Source organism: Bacteroidota bacterium, from assembly GCA_016194975.1.
Classification (GTDB): Bacteria; Bacteroidota; Bacteroidia; order Palsa-965; family Palsa-965.
Window position 1 is genome coordinate 46,740 of sequence record JACQAM010000020.1, and the last position, 20,126, is coordinate 66,865.

The 20,126-nt window shown below is 42.7% G+C and carries 17 protein-coding genes; 10 read left to right on the forward strand and 7 right to left on the reverse strand.

The window, feature by feature from the left end:
- Positions 1–10 precede the first annotated feature (10 nt).
- The 3 genes from HY064_12720 to HY064_12730 all read left to right on the forward strand — a co-directional run bounded on the left by HY064_12720 (position 11) and on the right by HY064_12730 (position 4,289).
- Complete coding sequence (locus HY064_12720) at positions 11–3,076, forward strand: CotH kinase family protein (GenBank protein MBI3511517.1); 3,066 nt, start codon at positions 11–13, stop codon at positions 3,074–3,076.
- A gap of 52 nt (positions 3,077–3,128) precedes the next feature.
- Positions 3,129–3,785 carry an OmpH family outer membrane protein gene (locus tag HY064_12725; protein MBI3511518.1) on the forward strand — a complete coding sequence of 219 codons (657 nt, stop codon included), beginning with the start codon at positions 3,129–3,131 and terminating at the stop codon, positions 3,783–3,785.
- A gap of 90 nt (positions 3,786–3,875) precedes the next feature.
- On the forward strand, positions 3,876–4,289 hold the full coding sequence (locus tag HY064_12730) for a nucleoside triphosphate pyrophosphohydrolase family protein (GenBank protein MBI3511519.1): 414 nt from the start codon (positions 3,876–3,878) through the stop codon (positions 4,287–4,289).
- Positions 4,290–4,364: 75 nt separating this feature from the next.
- On the opposite strand, the gene HY064_12735 is transcribed toward HY064_12730, so the two are convergent.
- Positions 4,365–5,213: a 3-hydroxybutyrate dehydrogenase gene (locus tag HY064_12735; GenBank protein ID MBI3511520.1), complete on the reverse strand. Its 849-nt coding sequence runs from the start codon at positions 5,211–5,213 to the stop codon at positions 4,365–4,367.
- A 174-nt stretch (positions 5,214–5,387) separates the two neighbouring features.
- Positions 5,388–6,143: a hypothetical protein gene (locus HY064_12740; GenBank protein ID MBI3511521.1), complete on the reverse strand. Its 756-nt coding sequence runs from the start codon at positions 6,141–6,143 to the stop codon at positions 5,388–5,390.
- Positions 6,144–6,534: 391 nt separating this feature from the next.
- Between HY064_12740 and HY064_12745 the strand changes: the two genes are divergently transcribed.
- The 6 genes from HY064_12745 (at position 6,535) to HY064_12770 (ending at position 11,757) form a co-directional block, all read left to right on the forward strand.
- Positions 6,535–7,434 carry a flavin reductase family protein gene (locus HY064_12745; GenBank protein MBI3511522.1) on the forward strand — a complete coding sequence of 300 codons (900 nt, stop codon included), beginning with the start codon at positions 6,535–6,537 and terminating at the stop codon, positions 7,432–7,434.
- Between the two features lie 228 nt (positions 7,435–7,662).
- Positions 7,663–8,046: a DUF3127 domain-containing protein gene (locus HY064_12750; GenBank protein ID MBI3511523.1), complete on the forward strand. Its 384-nt coding sequence runs from the start codon at positions 7,663–7,665 to the stop codon at positions 8,044–8,046.
- A 100-nt stretch (positions 8,047–8,146) separates the two neighbouring features.
- Positions 8,147–8,560: a pyridoxamine 5'-phosphate oxidase family protein gene (locus tag HY064_12755; protein ID MBI3511524.1), complete on the forward strand. Its 414-nt coding sequence runs from the start codon at positions 8,147–8,149 to the stop codon at positions 8,558–8,560.
- A gap of 33 nt (positions 8,561–8,593) precedes the next feature.
- Entirely contained in the window at positions 8,594–9,088 is a 495-nt protein-coding gene (locus HY064_12760) for a hypothetical protein (GenBank protein MBI3511525.1), read from the forward strand.
- A gap of 234 nt (positions 9,089–9,322) precedes the next feature.
- Positions 9,323–10,984, forward strand: coding sequence for a bifunctional GNAT family N-acetyltransferase/carbon-nitrogen hydrolase family protein (locus tag HY064_12765; protein ID MBI3511526.1), 1,662 nt, complete (start codon positions 9,323–9,325; stop codon positions 10,982–10,984).
- A gap of 41 nt (positions 10,985–11,025) precedes the next feature.
- Entirely contained in the window at positions 11,026–11,757 is a 732-nt protein-coding gene (locus HY064_12770; GenBank protein MBI3511527.1) for a hypothetical protein, read from the forward strand.
- A 35-nt stretch (positions 11,758–11,792) separates the two neighbouring features.
- Here the strand turns inward: HY064_12770 and HY064_12775 are convergent, their stop codons facing one another.
- Genes HY064_12775 through gatB form a run of 4 tightly spaced genes read right to left on the reverse strand, consistent with a single transcriptional unit; the run spans position 11,793 to position 18,378 of the window.
- Positions 11,793–12,548: a UDP-2,3-diacylglucosamine diphosphatase gene (locus HY064_12775; protein ID MBI3511528.1), complete on the reverse strand. Its 756-nt coding sequence runs from the start codon at positions 12,546–12,548 to the stop codon at positions 11,793–11,795.
- Positions 12,548–15,661, reverse strand: coding sequence for a M1 family metallopeptidase (locus tag HY064_12780; GenBank protein ID MBI3511529.1), 3,114 nt, complete (start codon positions 15,659–15,661; stop codon positions 12,548–12,550). Before HY064_12780 ends, HY064_12775 begins: the two co-directional genes overlap by 1 nt.
- Before the next feature lie 54 nt (positions 15,662–15,715).
- On the reverse strand, positions 15,716–16,918 hold the full coding sequence (locus tag HY064_12785) for a TlpA family protein disulfide reductase (protein MBI3511530.1): 1,203 nt from the start codon (positions 16,916–16,918) through the stop codon (positions 15,716–15,718).
- A complete protein-coding gene (gene gatB / locus HY064_12790; GenBank protein ID MBI3511531.1) occupies positions 16,915–18,378 on the reverse strand; it encodes an Asp-tRNA(Asn)/Glu-tRNA(Gln) amidotransferase subunit GatB in 1,464 nt (487 codons plus the stop codon). Before gatB ends, HY064_12785 begins: the two co-directional genes overlap by 4 nt.
- Before the next feature lie 218 nt (positions 18,379–18,596).
- Between gatB and HY064_12795 the strand changes: the two genes are divergently transcribed.
- Entirely contained in the window at positions 18,597–19,790 is a 1,194-nt protein-coding gene (locus HY064_12795; protein ID MBI3511532.1) for an AAA family ATPase, read from the forward strand.
- Between the two features lie 56 nt (positions 19,791–19,846).
- Here HY064_12795 and HY064_12800 read toward each other — a convergent pair whose 3' ends face one another.
- The gene (locus HY064_12800) at positions 19,847–20,116 is read right to left on the reverse strand and encodes an acylphosphatase (protein MBI3511533.1); all 270 of its coding nucleotides are present in this window, start codon (positions 20,114–20,116) and stop codon (positions 19,847–19,849) included.
- Between the last annotated feature and the right edge of the window lie 10 nt (positions 20,117–20,126).

The following is a 20,126-nucleotide window of genomic DNA, read 5'->3' on the forward strand; positions in this document are numbered from 1 at the left end:
AATCATGCGGATGAGAAAAATCTACTTTTCACTTTTCATTTTATTATTTTCATTTCACTCACGCGCGCAGATCCTCATTAACGAAGTGTGCAGCGCCGGCGATACTGCATTCAAAGATGAAGATGGGCAAGTGAACGACTGGATCGAATTTTACAATGCGGGTTCTGCGCAGGTAAATTTAGCCGGGTATAAAATAAAATGCGCGGAGAATAACAAAACGTATTCGTGGACTTTCCCAACTGTTTATGTACAGCCGCAGCAGCGCATCACTGTTTTCTGCTCCGGCAAAAACAGGAAAGATTATTTCGATCATTGGGAAGTTCCGGTTTATCCTAATCTTCCGGGAAAATATATGCCGGGTGTTGTAGCACAACCTCCCGATTGGGCCGATGTTTCTTTCAACGATTTTTCATGGGCAACGAATTCCGGAAATGTCGGTTATGGAGATGGAGATGATATTACCACGATCGCTCCGAACATTTCACTTTACCAGCGCTACACTTTCAATATTGCTGACACCTCGAATATTGCGATCGTTGCTTTTCTTGTGGATTATGATGATGCATTCGTTGCGTACTTCAATGGAAAAGAAATTGCGCGTGCGAATATTGGTGCGCAGGGATTTCCTCCTTTGTACAATGAATATGCATTCAACGAACACGAAGCGCAGAATTATCAGAACGGCGGATTCTCCGGATTTTTTTCCATTCCTTCTTCTGAATTAGATACGATGATCCTGCCCGGCCCGAATACGCTCGCTATAGAAACGCACAACTACGACCTGGGAATGGACGACATGACCATGATTCCTTATTTTTTACTTGGAGTTATTGATACCAGTGTCACTTATTTTCCGTTTGCGGCGAATGTTCACCTGCATACTGATTTTCAGCTCAGCGGCAGCGGAGAAATTCTCACGCTGGTGAATCCGCTTGGAACGATCATTGAGCAGGATACGATTGGAATGACGATGCTCAATCATTCGCGGGGAAGACAGCCGGATGGAAATGCAAACTGGTGTTTGTTCAATTTTCCTACGCCTGACACGGTGAATTTTTCTGCAGGATGTTTTATTGATTACGGGCCAGACCCGGTGATCTCACTCGCATCCGGATTTTATCCTTCATCACAAACAACAGGAATTACAGCAGGCATGGCAGGAAATATTTACTGGACCAGCGATGGAAGTGAGCCCACCACTTTTTCAAATATTTATTCTTCTTCCATCACTATTCCTTCCACGCAGGTGTTGCGAGCACGATTGTTTCCTTCAACTACAAATTATCTTCCGGGATATTCTTCATCGGCAACTTATTTCATCAATGAAAATGTAACGCTCCCTGTTGTTTCTCTTTCTACTGATCCTGCAAATCTTTTCGATCCTGTCAGCGGATTATATGTTACCGGAAATACTCCCGACACTACTTTCGGATACATTCCGTTTTACAATGCAAATTTCTGGCAGGGATGGAAGTGTCCGGCTGATGTTCAGTTCTTCGATAAAAATAAAGTGCTGCAGTTCTCGGAAAAATCTTCCATAAAAATACAGGGAAACTGGTCGAAGATGTTTCCGCAGAGAGGATTCACAGTGAGTCTCGATGAAAATTACGGTGGAAATATTCTGAATTACCAGTTGTTTCCCGATAAACCTGCAACTACTTATTACAATTTCAATGTGCGCAATGCTGGCAGCGATTGGGGAGGCGCGCATTACCGCGATCGGTTATTGCAAAAATCTGCAGAGGCAAAAACGGATATTGATGTGATGGATGGATATGCGTGCGTACTTTTTCTCAACGGGCAATATTGGGGCGTGTATGAATTGCGGGAGAAAGAAGACAAACATTACATTAAAAATAATTCTAATACAGACGATGACAATGTTGATTTTCTTGAATTCGACGGAAACGTTATAAATGGCGACAACAAATCTTTTTTCAATACGGTACAGTATGTGACCACGGCCGATATGACTTTACAATCGTCTTACGATTCTGCTTTTGCAATGATCGACAAAGAAAATTTTGCCGATTATTTCATTACGGAAACTTATGGCGGCAATCTCGACTGGCTGGGCAGTTATACAAACAATATTAAATTCTGGAAACCTCATACAGGCCCCGGAAAATGGAGATACATTCTCTGGGACACCGATCTTACTTTTCAATCCGACACGCTGAACAAACTTTCGGAAGTGATCAATCCGCCGACACCGAATCCGCATTCTGAAATGCTGAGCGCTTTATTGATGAATGACACGTTCCGGAATTATTTCATCAATCGTTATGCAGATCTTCTGAACACAATTTATTACGGAACGAACATGGTGAATAATTCAGAAGCATTTTACAATGAGATGTTGCCGGAGATGTCGCGTCATTTTGCGATGTGGGGAACCGGTTCATCGCCCTACGCGCCCGTGTGCATACAGGCGCCTGAGAATGTTGCCGTGTGGAGAAATAATATTGATTTTCTCGAATACAATCTTTTTGTTCGCCCGTATTATGTGCGCAACCAGATACAATCTCAATTTGCAATGAACGGGCAAGTGGTAGTAGGATTGCAAACAGATCCGCCCGGCGCAGGAACCATCCATCTCAACACGATCATTCCCGATTCGCTTCCATGGAATGGAATTTATTTCGATGGAAATCCGATCACGATTACCGCCATTCCGCAAACGGGATATAAATTTCTCTATTGGAAATCAAATTACACAACGAATGGAAATTATCCGTGGGAAGTGCTGCGTACGAATGTTGCGGTGAATGATACGTTCACTGCAGTCTTCCGTTCGCTCGAACCGATGTTTGAAATTTATCCGAATCCTTTTTACGATGAGCTCACGATCTATTATGAAACTACGGAACCGGGAATTGTGGAACTGAAAGTTTATGATGTAACAGGAAGATTGGTCAGTGAAATTCTTCCATCGTCCGATTACGAAGAGCCGGGGCCGCATACGTTGCATATCAATGCTGCAGAAATGGGACTTTCTAATGGAATGTATTTTTTCAGATTCGACGGGCCTTCTTACTCAAAAACTGTTAAAATAATCAGCGGCCGTCCGAACTGATAATTTCCAGTTGGAGTGCTTTCCTATCTTTGCTACGCCAAAAAAAATCACTGTGAAAAATAATATTTCCACGCTCCTTAATGTTGTCCTCCTCATTGCGGTCATTATTCTTTTTTACCTCCATTTCAGCGGTACAAAGAATAATGGAAATGAAAAAACTACGGCTGCGAAAAAAGACACTGTTCCGCAATTGTCATTCAATATCCCGAAAAATCTCGCGGGCGCACACGTGCTTTTTGTGAATATAGATTCCATTGATGCAAAGTATGATGCGTTTGCCGATCTGAGCAAAGAAGCGAATAACAATTACAATGCGAAGATGAAACAGTATCAGGATAAAGCAGCGGCCTTGCAGGCACGTTACGACGGGCTTCAGCAGCAGGTGAATCTTGGAACGATCTCTTCCGATGATGCGTCGAAAGAAGAAGCATCGATCAACGCGGGAATGGAGGATCTGAAAAAAATGGAAACTGAAATTCAATATCTCGAAAACCAGGCCATGCAGAAAAATGCAACGATCACGGATGACATCACGAATTATTTCAAAGTCTACAGCCAGTCGCATAAGATCGATTACATTCTCGGTTACGGCGGTGGAAATACAGGAGTGCTTTTTGCCAATGACAGTCTCAATATTACGCTTGACGTGGTAAAGGCGCTGAATGAAAATTATGCGCAGAATAAAAATAAACCGAAAGGCACGAAATAAAAACAGTTGATAAAGAATTATAATCCGGTGGTTCATCTTTTGCTGATGTGCCGCCGGATTTGTTTTTTTACACCCACTAAATTTTAAACAATGACACAGCAAGCGATCACTCCCGGACTCCTCCAGAAAATAAAAAGTGTGGAAGAATTTCACGAAATATTTCTCATTGGCAATCGTCACCAGCCCACAGGAACAGTTTCGGAAGAAGAATATATGCTTCGCCACAATTTACTGAAGGAAGAAAATGAAGAATATCTCGAAGCCTGCAAGCGCGGCGACCTTGTGGAGATCGCAGATGCTCTCGGCGATTTGCTTTACATAACGTTCGGAACTATTCTCCGTCACGGATTGCAATACAAGATCGAAGAAGTGTTTGATGAAATTCACCGCAGCAACATGTCGAAACTCGATGCGAATGGAAAACCGATCTTCCGCGAAGATGGCAAAGTGATGAAGAGTGAAAAATATTTCAGGCCGGATATTAAGAGGATACTGGGGGAATAGGTGGGAGGCAGTTGTCAGTGGCAGTTGGAAAAAATTACCGAAGAATCAACGGGATTTTAAGAGGCTGTTTAAAATTCATTTTTTGGAATTGTTATGATGCCATTTTTGTTCAGCCGAGACGCATTTTGCAGGCCATAGTGGAGCGACTACGGCCAAGAAATGCAACGAAGGATGGACAAAAATGGCGCATAACAAAATAATTAATTCCGCGTGATCGCCGGAAAGAAAAACACAAAGCGCACCAAGCGATTCTGTCTTCACGAATTTTTTTATCGCGTGTTTTTGCAGCATTACTTTTGAAATGACTTCTTCTTCACTCATGTTATGCGTCTTCGCCTGATCTTTGATTTGATTTCTCACCAATGGAGTATCCACATATCCCGGGCAAATAGCATTCGCAGTAATGCCGAACGGCGCGCCTTCGAGTGCAGCAACTTTTGTAAATCCCACGAGCCCGTGCTTCGCAGCCACGTACGCGCTCTTGAACTCGCTCGCTACGAGCCCGTGTGCGCTCGCGATGTTGATGATGCGTCCCCAATTTTTTTTTTTCATTCCACCGAGAACAAGCCGCGTGGTATGAAAAGCAGCGGAGAGATTCAGCCCGATGATCATGTTCCATTTTTCCACAGGGAAATTCTCAATTTCAGAAACATGTTGCACGCCTGCGTTGTTCACAAGAATATCTATTGTACCAATATTTTTTTCCGTTTCTCCAATGAATTTTTCAATCGCGGAAACATCAAGCAGATTGGCATTCGAAAAAAAAGTTTTCACAGAAAATTCTTTTCCGATTGCCGCAGCAATTTCAGGCCCGTCTTTTTCAAGTCCGTTGAAAGAAATATTGTAACCTGCTTTTGCAAATTCTCTTGCTATGCCGAGGCCGATGCCGGAAGTGCTGCCTGTGATGAGAACTGTTTTGTTCATGAGACGAAGATAAATGAGAATGGAGAACGGAGTGAGGAGGGAGGGGAAAATTTTCGGGTAGGCCGCCTCTACTGTGCTTATTCGGGCAGGGATAGAAGCAGGGCACCATGTGCCGCGGATAGCCCGACCCTGCAGGGGCACGTAACAATTACATACGAATGAATTTCATTTATTTCATTTTCCCTTATTCGCATCCAATTCATTTTTGATGGCCGCAATTTTCTTTTCAACGGTTTGATTCAATTCCGAAATCTTTTCGCTGAATTCTCTGGCAGATTGGGAATGCTGTTCTTGAACTATTCCTTTCAACGATTGGATTTCGCTTTCAATTTTTTTATTCACTTCCTTGCTCAATTTATTAATGTTTTCATTGGTATCTGCCGTTTGCTTTGTCAATCGCGCATTGTTTTCATTATTTTGTTTTTCCTGTAGTGATCTAAGCTCACCAATTTCCTTATCCAGGAATTGATTTATCTGTGAAAATTTTTGATTGAAATTTTCTTCGTTTTGTTTCATGCCATTATTGACGGCAGATAATTTCTTTTTCAGATAAAATAAAAATAGAAGAGCGATAACGGCCGAAACAAGCAAACCGATGATTGCGGCAGTCCTTCTTTTACCGAAAGCATCACTAATATTACTGGTAATTTGGCTGCTGTTTTTTGTTTGTTCCTTTAAATCGGAAATGGAATGAGTAATGGAATTTTGGCTGTCTGTATTTTTTTTGATTTCACCGCTTGCTGATTGAAGCAATGAAAAAATACTGTCGGTTTTTCTTGTTTGCTCCGACAGTAATGCCTGCTGTTCTTTCAATTGGCTTTTCAGTGAAGCATTGGATTTTTGCAGGTGCAAAACATCGTCATTTACATTTTGAGCCGACAAGCTAAAAAATAGCGATGGCAATAGGAGTGATAATAATATTTTTTTCATGGCTTTGTGTTTTAATTAATTTTTGACAGAACTATAGTTTCCAATTCAAAATAGTTGTTGGCTGTTCCAAATTCTTTAAAATGCAAGCGGATGAATTATTTATTCCCGGTCATAAGAGTAACAGTCATCTACTTGCGTGACTTTACTGTTATTGCCGGTTTGCAAATCTTTATCTCTTGGGTTAAAACAACCCTTACGCATGAAAAGATAATAAAAAAAAGCTGAGCCGGCGTAATTTACGCTAACCAGCATTTCCTGATAGTGAAATAGCTATAGGAAGCATTTATTTCCATTGTGTTACCGGTAGTTGATAAAAATTCGAAGGATGGATCCTGATAAAAAAAATTGAACTCCGCACTCCTCCCTCCCGTCTCCATTCTATATTTGCACTATGCTATCCTTCGATCCACACGACCTCAAAACAAATATTCTACATCAGTACTTATTGCATGCAGTGGCTCCACGCCCTATTGCATTTGCAAGTACGATGGACAAAGACGGAAACATAAATCTTTCCCCGTTCAGTTTTTTTAATTGTTTCGGGGCGAAACCTCCCATTCTTATTTTTTCTCCGTCGCGCAGCGGGCGCACAGGACACACGAAGAATACGCACGATAATGTGAAAGAAGTTCCCGAATGTGTGATCAACATTGTGAATTATTCAATGGTGCACCAGATGTCATTGACCAGCGCGGAATACCCGAAAGGCGTGAATGAATTTGTGAAAGCGGGATTGACGGAAATTCCTTCTGTGAAAGTAAAACCTCCCCGTGTGAAAGAAGCGCCGGTACAATTCGAGTGCAAAGTTCTTGAAGTGAAAGAATTCGGACAGCAGGGTGGTGCGGGAAATTTAGTGATCTGCGAAATTGTGATGCTGCACGTCAGCGAAAATATTCTGAACCCGGAAACACAAATGATCGATCAGCAGAAAATAGATCTTGTTTCGCGAATGGGTGGCGATCTTTATTGCAGAGCTTCCGGCAGCGCAATTTTCACAGTGAAAAAACCGCTGGCCACACTTGGGATCGGTGTTGATAATATTCCTGAACACATCCGCACGAGTAAAGTGCTCACCGGAAATCATCTTGGCCTGCTTGGAAATGTGGAGCACCTTCCATCTGCAGAAGAGGTGGAGCATTTCAAAATGTCGGGAGCGATTCTCGAAGTGTTCGAAGTTTATGGAAAAGATCACGCGAAGATGGATGACCATCTGCATCACATAGCTGCGCGATTGTTGGATGAAGGAAAAGTAGGGGAGGCGTGGAAGGTTCTGTTGAGTGATATGCAATAGCCCATGAATTCATTCGTGGGAGGATTGTACTGTTGAAAATTCATTCATGGGCGAAAGTTTTGATGAGCGATTAGGGGAGATTAAATTCAGTGTTCCGGTTCTTCTGATAGTCAACTCATTAATACTTATCAACATCATAGAGAATTTAAGTTTCATCATTCCAAACTTTTCTACTTTCGTTGTTCGCAAATCAAAAATCTATAATTCAAAATCCAAAATTCTTCAATCATGTTCAACATTACCGGCGTACTCAAATTAAAAACCGACGAGCAAAAAGTCTCCGATCGTTTCCGCAAACGCGATTTTATTATCACCGATAATTCTTCGCAGTATCCACAGCATATCACTTTTCAACTCGTGCAGGATAAATGTTCACTCATCGATCGGTTCAATCCCGGCGATGAGATCCGCGTTTATTTCAATCTCCGCGGAAGAGAATGGACACCGAAGGACGGCGGCCCGCTAAAGTATTTCAATACCGTGGAAGCGTGGAAAATTGAACCGGCAAATAATATGGCGCAGAATAATCCCGCTGTGCAAATGAATCAGTCAGCACCCGCTCCTGATGTAAGCACATTCACCAGCGGAGGAAGCGACGACCTTCCATTCTGAAAATTATTAATTACAGGGCCCGAAAAACTCCTGCCTGTCTTTACCGATAAGCGGGAGTTTCTGTTTTTGAACGTTGAAGAATTTAGTTCATTACAAAAAAATGACAAAAGATTTTCTCTTCGATTTTATTTCAAAACACAGGCATGCAGTGCTTGCAACAGTTACGAAAAATAAAATTCCGGAAGCAGCGCTTGTTGGATTTGCAGTCAACCGCGACCTTGAAATAATTTTTGACACGGTTACTACTTCGAGAAAATATAAAAATCTTATTGCTGATCCTTCCATTGCTTTTGTGATCGGATGGGAAAATGAACAGACTGTGCAGTATGAAGGAAGAGCGGAAGTGTTGAAGGGGCCGGATGAAAAAGAACTGCTGGAAATTTATTTTGAAAAATTTCCTGATGGAAGAGAGCGGAAAGAAACATGGAAGGATCTTGTTCATTTCCGTGTTTCACCCGTGTGGATCCGTTTTTCGGATTTCAATATTCCAATCATAAAAGAGAAAAAATTCTGAGTGATCTGTTTGCTTTCGTAAATTGCAGGAGCCATGAAAATATTTTTATTCGCACTTGCCTTTTTTATTTCTTTTTCTGCCCGAACGCAGATACATCGCGATTCCATTTATGTTTTGCAATTCCGGTCGGCAGAGATCAGTGGTGATGAAGCATGGACAAAACATGATACTGCGCTGGTAAGAAAATTTTATTTGCAGGCATGGGCCATTAGCCCCTATGAACCGGAAATTGATTATCGCCTGGAAAATATCAATGACACCACGTGCAGGTTTGATTCGACCGTCAATAAATTTTTCTTTCTGAGTTACAAAGGAGATTATGCCTGCAAAGATCATTCTTACCATTACGCAAAGAATTGTTACAAAAAAGCGATCGGCCTTGCGCGCCTTCGCGGGTACGGACAATTGAAAAGATCCGGTTATTACGACGAAGTGAAGAATAATAAAAAAAACATTAACAGGTGGGAGCATCCTTTTTTCAATCATTTGTTTCACCACAAAACAGCACACGTAAAGATCAAAAACTAATCCTCGATAATAAATTTTATCAATTCTGATTCGGTGAATTAATCGGTCCATCCATTCCCGGAAACCATGCAACGGTAACGGATTTTCCACCAACAATCGAAATCCGGGATTAATTGATTTTTTTTTGATGAACATTTGTAATGTGAGAAAGTGTACGGGGGTGAAATATTATAATGTTTTTCAAAATTCAAGGTTATGCAACGGACGGTAAGAGGCGGATTGAAAAAAAATAATCTGCTTAAGGATATTCGTAAAGTAGAAGTGAGGCATCTCAACGTAGATGACTATTTGGGATTGCGCAATTCCATGGTGGAAGCTTACAAAAACTGGCATGGTTCCATCTGGTCAGAAGAAAATATAAGACAGTTGCTCGCAACTTTTCCCGAGGGACAAATTGTAGTTCTTGTAAATGGAAAAGTGGTGGGATGTGCACTGTCGATCATCGTGAATTACGAAAGTTTCGGAGATGATCACACGTACCAAGCCATTACGGGAAATTATACTTTCAGCACACATATAAAAGAAGGCGACGTTCTTTACGGGATCGAAGTTTTCATTCATCCCGATTATCGCGGGCTTCGTCTTGCACGTCGTCTTTACGATGCGCGAAAAGAGCTGTGCGAAAAACTGAATCTTAAATCCATCATCTTCGGCGGCCGTATTCCGAATTTCGCAGCACATGCCGATAAAGTAACGCCTAAAGAATATATTAATAAAGTAAAAATGAAAGAGATCTATGACCCGGTTCTTTCATTTCAACTCTCGAATGAATTTCACGTGAAAAAATTACTCGTGAATTATATGCCCGGCGATGTGGAGTCGAAGGAATTTGCAACGCTCATGGAATGGAACAATGTGCTGTATGCCGAACATAAGAAAACATTGCAGCACGGAAAAAGTATTGTGCGGCTCGGACTCATACAATGGGAAATGCGTTCATTCACCGATATGAATTCGCTCTGCGAACAAATAGAATTCTTCATCGATTCTGTTTCCGGTTACAATGCCGACTTCGCACTCTTCCCCGAATTATTCAACGCACCGCTCATGGCCGACTTCAACCACAAGTCTGAAGCGGATGCGATCAGGAGTCTTGCCGAATTCACCGAACCGCTGCGTGATAAATTTATTGACTATGCGATCACTTACAACGTGAATATCATTACGGGCAGCATGCCTTTCATAAAAGAAGGAAAACTTTTTAATGTAGGTTATCTCTGCCGGCGCGATGGTTCGCTGGAACGTTATTCCAAACTTCACGCAACGCCGAATGAAGTTGCCGCATGGGGAATTACCGGTGGAAATAAATTAAAAGTTTTTGATACAGATTCTGGAAAGATAGGCGTCCTGGTTTGTTACGACATCGAATTCCCGGAGCTTGCACGTTTACTTGCGCTCGATGGAATGGAAATTCTTTTTGTTCCTTTTCTCACCGATACGCAGAATTCTTTCACTCGTGTTCGCACCTGCGCGCGCGCCAGGGCAATTGAAAACGAATGTTACGTAGCCATCGCAGGTGGAGTAGGAAACCTTCCGAAGGTACATAACATGGATATCCAGTTTGCGCAGTCAGCAGTTTTCACTCCTGCCGATTTTGCTTTTCCTACCAATGGAATAAAAGCAGAAGCAACACCGAATGCAGAAACAGTGCTCATTGCCGATCTTGATCTCGATCTGCTAAAAAAACTTCGTTCGAACGGAAGTGTGCGCAACCTGCAGGACCGCAGAACAGATATTTATGAATTGAAAAAACTGAAACCGAACGGGCGACGTGAGTTGCTGCAGAAATATGCGGATAACAAACCGGTATTACATTTTCTGAATCCTATTATTCTTTCTGACAATCCAATTCCGGATTACGGTCATCACAGCAAGAACGGAACGCCGCTGCATTGAGAAGTGTTTCGTAATTTGGCGTAAGCTAAAATCCGAATCACATGCGGAAAATCCTGATCATCTTTCTTGCTGTACCAGCTTTACTCTGTGGAAAAGTGATTCCACTCTCCCCGGCGAACTGTAACCATGTGAAGGATTCACTCATCATCCGCTATTACATCGATTCGTTGAATGAAACTTTTGCGCCTGACGACAAAGCTGCTTACACAGACGGAAGATTTGATTATGCTCCCGGAAATTATTTCAAGATACTCAGCCTTTCCGGGCAGAAATGCGGGATGCAGTGTAATCCGCTGGATGAATCTTTTGTTTTTTATGAAAATGAAAAGGGATTGCACATAAAAGAATTGGGTATGAACCCGGTCACCAGTATAACTGAATTGAATAGTGACGAAGATGGTGTACACGAATTCATTGTCATGGCTTCGACCTGGTATGTGATGGGTCCGGCCGGCGGAGATGAAAAGGATTTTTGTTACATGCTGGCTACCGACTCAGTCTATGCAGATACGATCAGGATGCTTAATCCAAAACAGAATGCGAATTGGTTTGGCGTCACTACTGAAAATGTGTGTGATGATTTCGTAAGCGTTCACCACCTCAAAGATGATTTTCCGGTGTTAATCTTTGATCCGTTAAAAAATGAAATAGTCTACAAGTATCTCGTTTACATGGACGGAAACGGGAAATGTTACGAAGTGTGGGGAAGTTTTAGTTTAAGAAGCGGCCATTTCACACAGGTAGGGGAAAAGAATAATATGCCGCAGAATTAACGGGAAGTTTCTTCTTGAAATTGAGAAGAGTTTCGTTAAACTGAAAATTTCTTCAACTCCACTTTTTCTCCATCAAACGCCGCGTAACTTTCTGATCTTATCCAATCACCAAGATTAATGTAACGTGAATTTTTTCCGCATTCAAGATCGAGCGGAATGTGGCGGTGGCCGAAAATAAAATAATCGAAATGTTCTGTTTTTAATTTCTGTCTGCAGAAAAGCATCAGCAGTTCTTTATCATCGCCGTGATATTTCAATTGTTTTTCTTTTTTTTCAAATCCTCTCATCGAAATTTTCTGCGCTAATCGTACAGCGAAATTCGGATGCAGCCGCGCATAACACCACTGGAGAAATTTATTCCGGAATCCGCCTTTCATGAATTTGTAACCGCCATCGCCGGGTCCAAGGCCATCGCCATGACCGATGAAGAATTTTTTTCCGTTCCACTCGCGCTGCATCGGCGCGTGATATAATTTAACGCCGCACTCATCCACGAGGTAACCGAACATCCACATATCATGATTGCCGGAAAAAACATGAACGGGAATTCCTGCGTCGGTAAACTCTGCAATTTTTCCCATCAAACGAACAAATCCTTTCGGCACTACACGCTTGTATTCGAACCATGCATCGAAAATATCGCCGACAAGAAAAAGTTCAGAACAATCTGCTTTGATCGAATTCATCCACGCCACGATTTTCTTTTCACGCACAAGACTCGATGCATGATCGGGTGCGCCGAGATGAAAGTCGGAAGCGAAATAAATTTTTCCTTTGAGATTTTCGCTCATTACAATTGAATGCTTTTTGCGATTTCAGAAGGATTGAAGGAACCGATGTTGAAAGTAAAGCGGATGAGGTTTCCGAATTTAAGATCGTTCGCCTGGATCTCATCTTTGATGTCCTTCGAATAAACAAGCGGGAAAAATACATCGCAGAATCCTCCGCGTATGATGCTGAGCTGAATTCCCGCTTCATACTGGAACGGACGAATACCGCTTGCTTGCGTAGAACAAATAGCGCCATCGGCAAAAAATTTGATGTGGCTTAAATATTTATTCTGCACCGGCATCGGGATCGTCACATCAAGCGCCGACAACCATTGATCACTTCTTCCCACTGCTGTTGGAATTTTAAATCCTCCGTCGGCAATGGCCATCTGCTGTGCAAACAATCCGTTCTGTTCACTTCTTCCGAAGAAAATATTGTCGAAAAGATAATCCTGATTTCCTATCCCGAGCGGGCCCCAACTGCTGGTTTTGAAACTGTAGCGGCCGGCATCTTCAGGAAGTGTTTTTAAGAAAGTTCCTGTGAAAAAACGGAAATCAATATTTTTATTTTTCATTATCGTGAGATGATAATTTCCGGTCACTTGTAATTTGTTCATGTAATCGCCGCCCTGGAAAACAAGATTCGCATCCCATCCGTTTATTTTTCTTGAGCTGGAGATCGAATACATCGCTTCATAATATTCTTTTACCGGCGCCTTGATCTCCGTGATCGTTTCAATATTCGAAACGGGCCCCACATTCACCGTGTATTGAAACTGGTTTGTCTGCAACCATATCCCGCGCAAACGAAGACTCTGAGAGATCGGACTACGCGGATAACATTTTTTAAAATTGAATTTCATTTCCGGAGCTACCTTTTTAAAAACAAACCTCCGGTCAGGTGTTTGGGTTCCTTCAGGATAATCGTACGGTTGCACCGTGTAATAATGATACATATTTGCATTCGCACCGATCCTCCAGTCATGAATAAATCCATTTGGTTTGAAATTTAAAAATGCGTCCGCATGTCCAACGATGGAATGATCACCGAAGGAATACATCGGAACTGCCGTCCATTCAAAAGTTTTTCCGGGAATAACATGATTGTAAACTGCAGCACCGAACATGAATTTATCATACATGTTGAATCCCAGTGCCGGCACGTAAAATAATTGTGTGCGGTGCGCATCGTCGAGACTTCCGCCGAATTGTAATTTGAGCGGTTCAACTTTTCTCAACACTCCGTGCGTGTACGCGGTATTATTTTTCCGGTTGATCTCCGGAATATTTCCCGGCTGATCTATTTCGAATGCATCGTAATCGCCGGCGGGAAAAATGCAGAATCCGACGGTGTCACTCACCGGAAGAGGATCGAACCATTTTGTTGCTACGACTCTTCCGTCTTTGATCGCATTTACACAAACGGGGCCTGCAACTTCTCCTACATTTTTTACCTCAACACCATAAGCGTTCGGATATTTAGCATCTGTTGCGGGAAACTTATCCCAGGCTTTTAATTTAAAATCGATTTTTTTATCCGTATCAATGAGATCATCAAAAAACCAGGAAAGATTTTTTCCGGTAGTTTGTTCAAACACCGCGCGGATATCTTCCGGCATGGGATGATGCCAGTGCCATTTGTCAAAATAATTCTGAAAGCATTTGTCGTAAAGAGAATCGCCGAGGTACGCGCGCAGGTAAGTGAAGACCACCGCGCTCTTCATGTACACGATCGTTCCGTAATTGATTGTTGTAAAATCTTTCGAATGCGTTTCTATCGGCTGATCGGATGCAGTGCGCGCGCAGAAAGCATATCCTTCGTAATATTCTGCTGCATGAGAATATTGATCGAGATCGAATATGTGAGAAACTTTGCTTGGCCCTGCTTTTCCTCCGACCAAAGCTGCGTTCGGATATTTTGTTGCAACGTAACGTTCTTCATTCGCAGAATTAATTCCTTCATCCATCCACGCATGCTTGCGTTCGTTGCTGCCGAGCATTCCGTAAAACCAGTTGTGTCCCACTTCATGCGTGATCACGATGTCGAGCATCATCGCGTTCGATGCTGCGCCTATCACTGTGATGTTCGGATATTCCATTCCGCCTCCCGCACTTAATGCACCATCCACGGCAGTGCAAACATCATACGTGTAATCGCCATTCCATTTAGAATAATAAAACAACGCATCATTCACATAGGGAATCGCATCTTTCCAGATGTCGGCATACTGGTTCGTGTACATCACCCACGTGGTCACCTTCGCGTGCGTGTGCGGAAGTTCCACTTCTCCTTTGAGAACGTGATAACGTTTGTCGCAGAACCATGCAAAATCATGAACGTGTTCCTGGTGATAGTGAACGGTTTTCCATTCTTTGGATGATTCGGGAAATTGATCATCCTTCTTGTTGTAGAGCGCAATGTCTTTCGAAGCTTTTGCAATGCTGTCGAGAAAATCTTTTTCCGGCTGGTTGTCCTGAATATCGCCGGTCGCGCCAAGCACATAATTTTTCGGAAGAGAAATGTACACATCAAAAATTCCGAACTCAGAATAAAATTCTCCCTGGTTGAGATAAGGAATCTGTTCCCATCCGTCTTTGTCGTACACTGCCGGTTTCGGATACCATTGCGTGATCTGGTACTGCTGGCCGATGTGGCCGAGACGTGAAATTTTTCCACTCGGAATATGAACATGGAACGGAGTAGAAATTTCAATTTGTCCTCCGGGTTGAAGAGGAGTGTTCAGGAAAATTTTTCCAATGTCGGGTGAATTTGTTTCATATTCGAGCTTAACAGATTGTCCATCCACTTTAAAATCGAGCGAGTCAATCCAGCCATGATCTTTTTCACTCGCATAATGCATAAAAAGATCGCCGTCCTGCAGCAACTGTCGGCCGAGGGGAGTGTTGTCATCTTTGTAACCATTCGGCCAAAGATGCATGTAAATAAAAGTGAGCTGATCGGGAGAATTATTTTTATACATGATTGTTTCCTTCGCGTGCAATTCATCTTTGGTATCATCGAGAGAAACATGAATTTCGTAAGCAACGTCTTGCTGGAAATAAGCTTTCGCGGATGATTGTGCAGAAAAAATTGCCGGAAGAAAAAGAGAAGAGAGAAGTAATTTTGTTTTCATGTGTGGATGGAATTTAGCGCGGGTAAGACGCTTTGGGAATATCATTTGTTACAATTATTTTACTGCAGAGGTTATCGGGTCAGGAAAAATTTTCGCGAGCGCGTCAGTGAGCGCCTGCCCGCGAAGGTCACGGTCAATGTTGCGTCCTTCTTTATCGAGCAGGACAGTTTTCGGAATTCCCTGAAAATTATAAAGTGTGACCACGGATGATTGCCAGCGCATGAGATCGCTCACATGATACGGCCAGGTGAGTCCTTCTTTTTTTATTGCATCGGTCCAGTCTTTTTTATTGTCGTCGAGTGAAACGCTGAAAACTTCAAAACCTTTGTCATGATATTTTTTATAATTCGCGACCACATTCGGAAGTTCGGCGCGGCAAGGCCCGCACCAAGACGCCCAGAAATCGATGAGCACATATTTTCCGCGGAGTGAAGAAAGTTTGTAAGGATGTCCATCCGGATCATTGAGTTCAATATCGGGAGCAACTTGTCCTTTACAGAGCGGGCGATAATGCTCCATCATTTTCCGCAACAATTCCACATTGGGAGTATTCTTGTATTTGGCTTCGAGAGCGGTTGTTACTTTTTCGTAATACGGAAAATTATCATACGGATCCAGTAATCGAAGTGCGGGAATATTGGTGAAGGAAGAAACATCTTTGTCAATGAATGTTCGTATTTCGCCGGCGCCTTCTTCTTCCACCGAATCGAGTTCTGCCTGTATGGTCATGATCTGGTCACCGTATTTTTTATCGAGATCAGGAATTTTAGTTGAATCTTTCAGCACACTCACCTGGAACTGAAAATCGGAAAGTACAGAATCATTCCTGTTCTGGAGCACTTCTCTTTTTTTCGAAAGTCTGGAAACGTAAGTGCTGAATTCATTGAACCGCTGCGATTCTTTTGAGCCGGAAGTTTTCCAGGTGTAGCCGAGATTTTTCGCATCGCCGGTGAGATGAACAGAATCGCCGGGCCCTGCAACGACGGTTGCGAATTGATGTGTATTCTTTCCAACATCAATATTGAAAAACCCTTCGTAAGGGACAGTGATATGAAATTCAAAAGCGCCCTGATCATCTGTTACAACGGAATCGATCACTTTCATTTCACTCTGGGAAACGTCAACAAAATAAAGTGTATCATTCTTGCAATTTGAAAAATTTCCATTGACAAAAAGATTTCCTTTTTTCTGTTCTTCGCTGCATGAAGCGATAAGGAACAGGAAAAAAACAAAAACGGGAGCTGAATTTTTTTTCATAGCTGTTCCTCCAGGATTTTTCTGAGTAATTCGTTTGTTGCTTTCGGATCTGCTTTTCCTTTGGAAAGTTTCATCACTTCACCCATGAACAACCCGAGAAGATTTGTTTTTCCGTTCCGGTATTCCGCTGCTTTCGCCGGATATTTTGCGACGGCTTCTTTGATGATCCCGAGCAACGCATCACTGTCACTTTCCTGGACGAGATTATTTTCTTCTGCAAGCTGGAGCGGTGTTTTCGAAATTTCCTTTGTCATGAGTGGAAATATGCGCTGGCTCGCCATGGCGTGACTCACTTTCCCGGAATCGACGAGTGTAATAAGCGATGCGAGACGTTCAGTACTCACAGGAAATTCTGAAATGTGCAGCGCATTTTCATTGAGAAAAGATTTCACCGGGCCCATTACCCAATTAGCAGCAGCTTTTGCATTCGAGGTGTGCTTCAGGATCTCTTCGAAAAAAAGTGCGATCTCTTTTGCATCCGTGAGTACGCCCGCATCATAATCCGACAGGTGAAGATCCTTTGTATATTTTTTAAAAAGTTCGCCGGGAAGCGGGGGGAGATTTTTTTTAGCTTTTGCAATTTCCTCCTGCGAAACGATCACCGGCTGAAGATCCGGTTCCGGAAAATAACGGTAGTCATTCGCATCTTCCTTGCTCCGGAGAGAAGACGTTGTTCCGGTTGTTGCGTCGAATGCGCGCGTGTCCTGCGCAACAATTCCTCCCGATTCGATGATATCGATCTGTCTTTTTATTTCATGTTCAATCGCGCGTTTCACATTGCTGATCGAATTCATATTTTTCACTTCCACTTTCCTTCCGAATTTTTCCGCACCTTTTATGCGCACGGAAACATTCGCATCACAACGCAGACTTCCTTCTTCCATATTTCCATCGCAGATGTCGAGATAGCGAACCAGGCGCCGGACCTCTGTGAGATATTTGTAAGCTTCGTCGGCAGAACGTAATTCCGGTTCACTCACAACTTCCAGCAAAGGTGTTCCTGCACGATTAAGATCAACAAGTGTATCTGTTGGATCAGTATCGTGCATACTTTTTCCGGCATCTTCTTCCATGTGAATCCGGTGAATGCCTATCTGTTTTTCACTTCCGTCAGAATTTTTTATGTGAATGAATCCATTCGTGCAGATCGGAGTTTTATCCTGCGTGACCTGGTATCCTTTCGGAAGGTCGGCGTAGAAATAATTTTTCCGCGCGTACTCGTTGCGCTCGCGTATAGTGCAATGCGTAGCGAGGCCAAGGCGGATAGCAAATTCGATCACGCGATGATTACTCATCGGGAGTGTTCCCGGCAAACCAAGTGTAAGCGGACTGACCAGTGTATTGGGCATGGCGCCATATTCGACAGCATCGGATGCATACGCTTTACTTTTTGTAAGCAGTTGCGTATGCACTTCAAGCCCGATCACCGGCTCATATTTGTCGTAAATGGAATCGGCCATGTTTCTTTCTGGAAATAACGCGAAGTTGACAGGCGAAATTACATAAAAAGGGGGGTAAAAGTTGTTTAAAAATGTTATGAGGCATTCAGCCGGTATGTCCTGATTGGTTGCTGGAGCGGGTAAAAATAATTGTTAAATATAGATAACAAAAAAATAAAAAAATGATATTTATATATATCAAAAAGTAGTATATTTGTTTTGTATAAATAACACATACAATGCAGGAGCTTTTTGAAATCCAGGCGCGCCTCATAGAAGATCTGCCTGGCGTGCCGGATCGTTACATTGCCGGAAGTATCAACTGGAAGCACCGGCTGATCCTTGTCAAAGGGTCGCGTGGTGTGGGGAAGACCACTTTACTGCTTCGGCAACTCCATCGCCAGTTCGGGGAAAGCCGCAAAGGATTATACGTTTCACTCGACAATCTCTGGTTTTCCGAAAATCGTCTCGTGGATCTTGCTGATGATCTTTATAAAAAAGGAGGCACGCATCTTTTTGTGGATGAAGTGCACAAATACCCCAATTGGTCGCAGCACCTGAAAAATATTTACGATTCTTATCCGAAACTGCATGTGGTAGCGACTGGTTCTTCCATCCTCGAATTACTGAAAGGTAATGCAGACCTGAGCAGAAGAGCTGTGGTCTATGATATGCACGGGCTTTCATTCCGTGAATTTCTTCAATTGAAAACCGGTGAAAAATTCGATGCCATATCATTGAAGGACCTGATCAGGAATCATGTTGCGATCTCCCGGAAGATATGCGCTAAGATCAGGCCACTGGAATTTTTCAACGATTACCTGAAGCACGGATATTATCCTTTTTTTATGGAAGGAACGGATGCCTATTACACACGATTGAACAATGTGATCAACACTTCACTTGAAACAGATATTGTGCTGTGCAGGCACGTGGATCCATCCTACATCATAAAACTAAAACGATTACTGTACATGGTAGCACTTGCGCCACCGATGCAACCGAATCTTTTAAAACTGAGTAGTACCATTGAAGTTTCGAGGCAAACCATTTTGCAATACTTCGATCACCTTGCTGATGCGAAACTTTTTTCGTTGCTGCGTGAATCAAAAAAAGGTTACGGCACCATGACCAAACCCGAAAAGATATATTTACAAAACACCAATCTCTCCTATTGCATTTCGAAGGAAGGTGCGAACGCAGGAAATCTAAGGGAAACATTTTTCATTAACCAGGTATCATCGCATCATAAAGTGGAAGCGCCACAGGATGGAGATTTTATCGTTGACGGGCATTTTACATTTGAAGTAGGAGGGAAGAACAAAGACCGGAAGCAGGTGAAAGGAATAAAAAATTCTTTTTTAGCACTCGATAACATCGAATACGGTTCGGGTGACAGAATACCACTGTGGCTTTTCGGATTTTTTTATTGATGAAGGAGCGCAAGCAGCGCACGAAATGAGATTCGGATTTGAAAAAGTTCTGGAAATTATTTCAGAATGAAAAAATCATCCTGTGCTGTGAATGAAATTTCATCCACCACAATTTCTTTCACTACCGCGCGCTCAGGCCCGCGCCTGCACCACACGAGAAATTCTTCCAACTGCTTTTCATTTCCCTGTGCTTCCAGGTAAACACTTCCATCTTTCTCATTGCGCACAAACCCGGTAAGGCCGATCTGTTTCGCTTTTGTTGCTGTGGACGCGCGGAAAAAAACGCCCTGTACTTTTCCCGTTACGTGAATGGAAAGACGTTTCATTTTTTGAAAT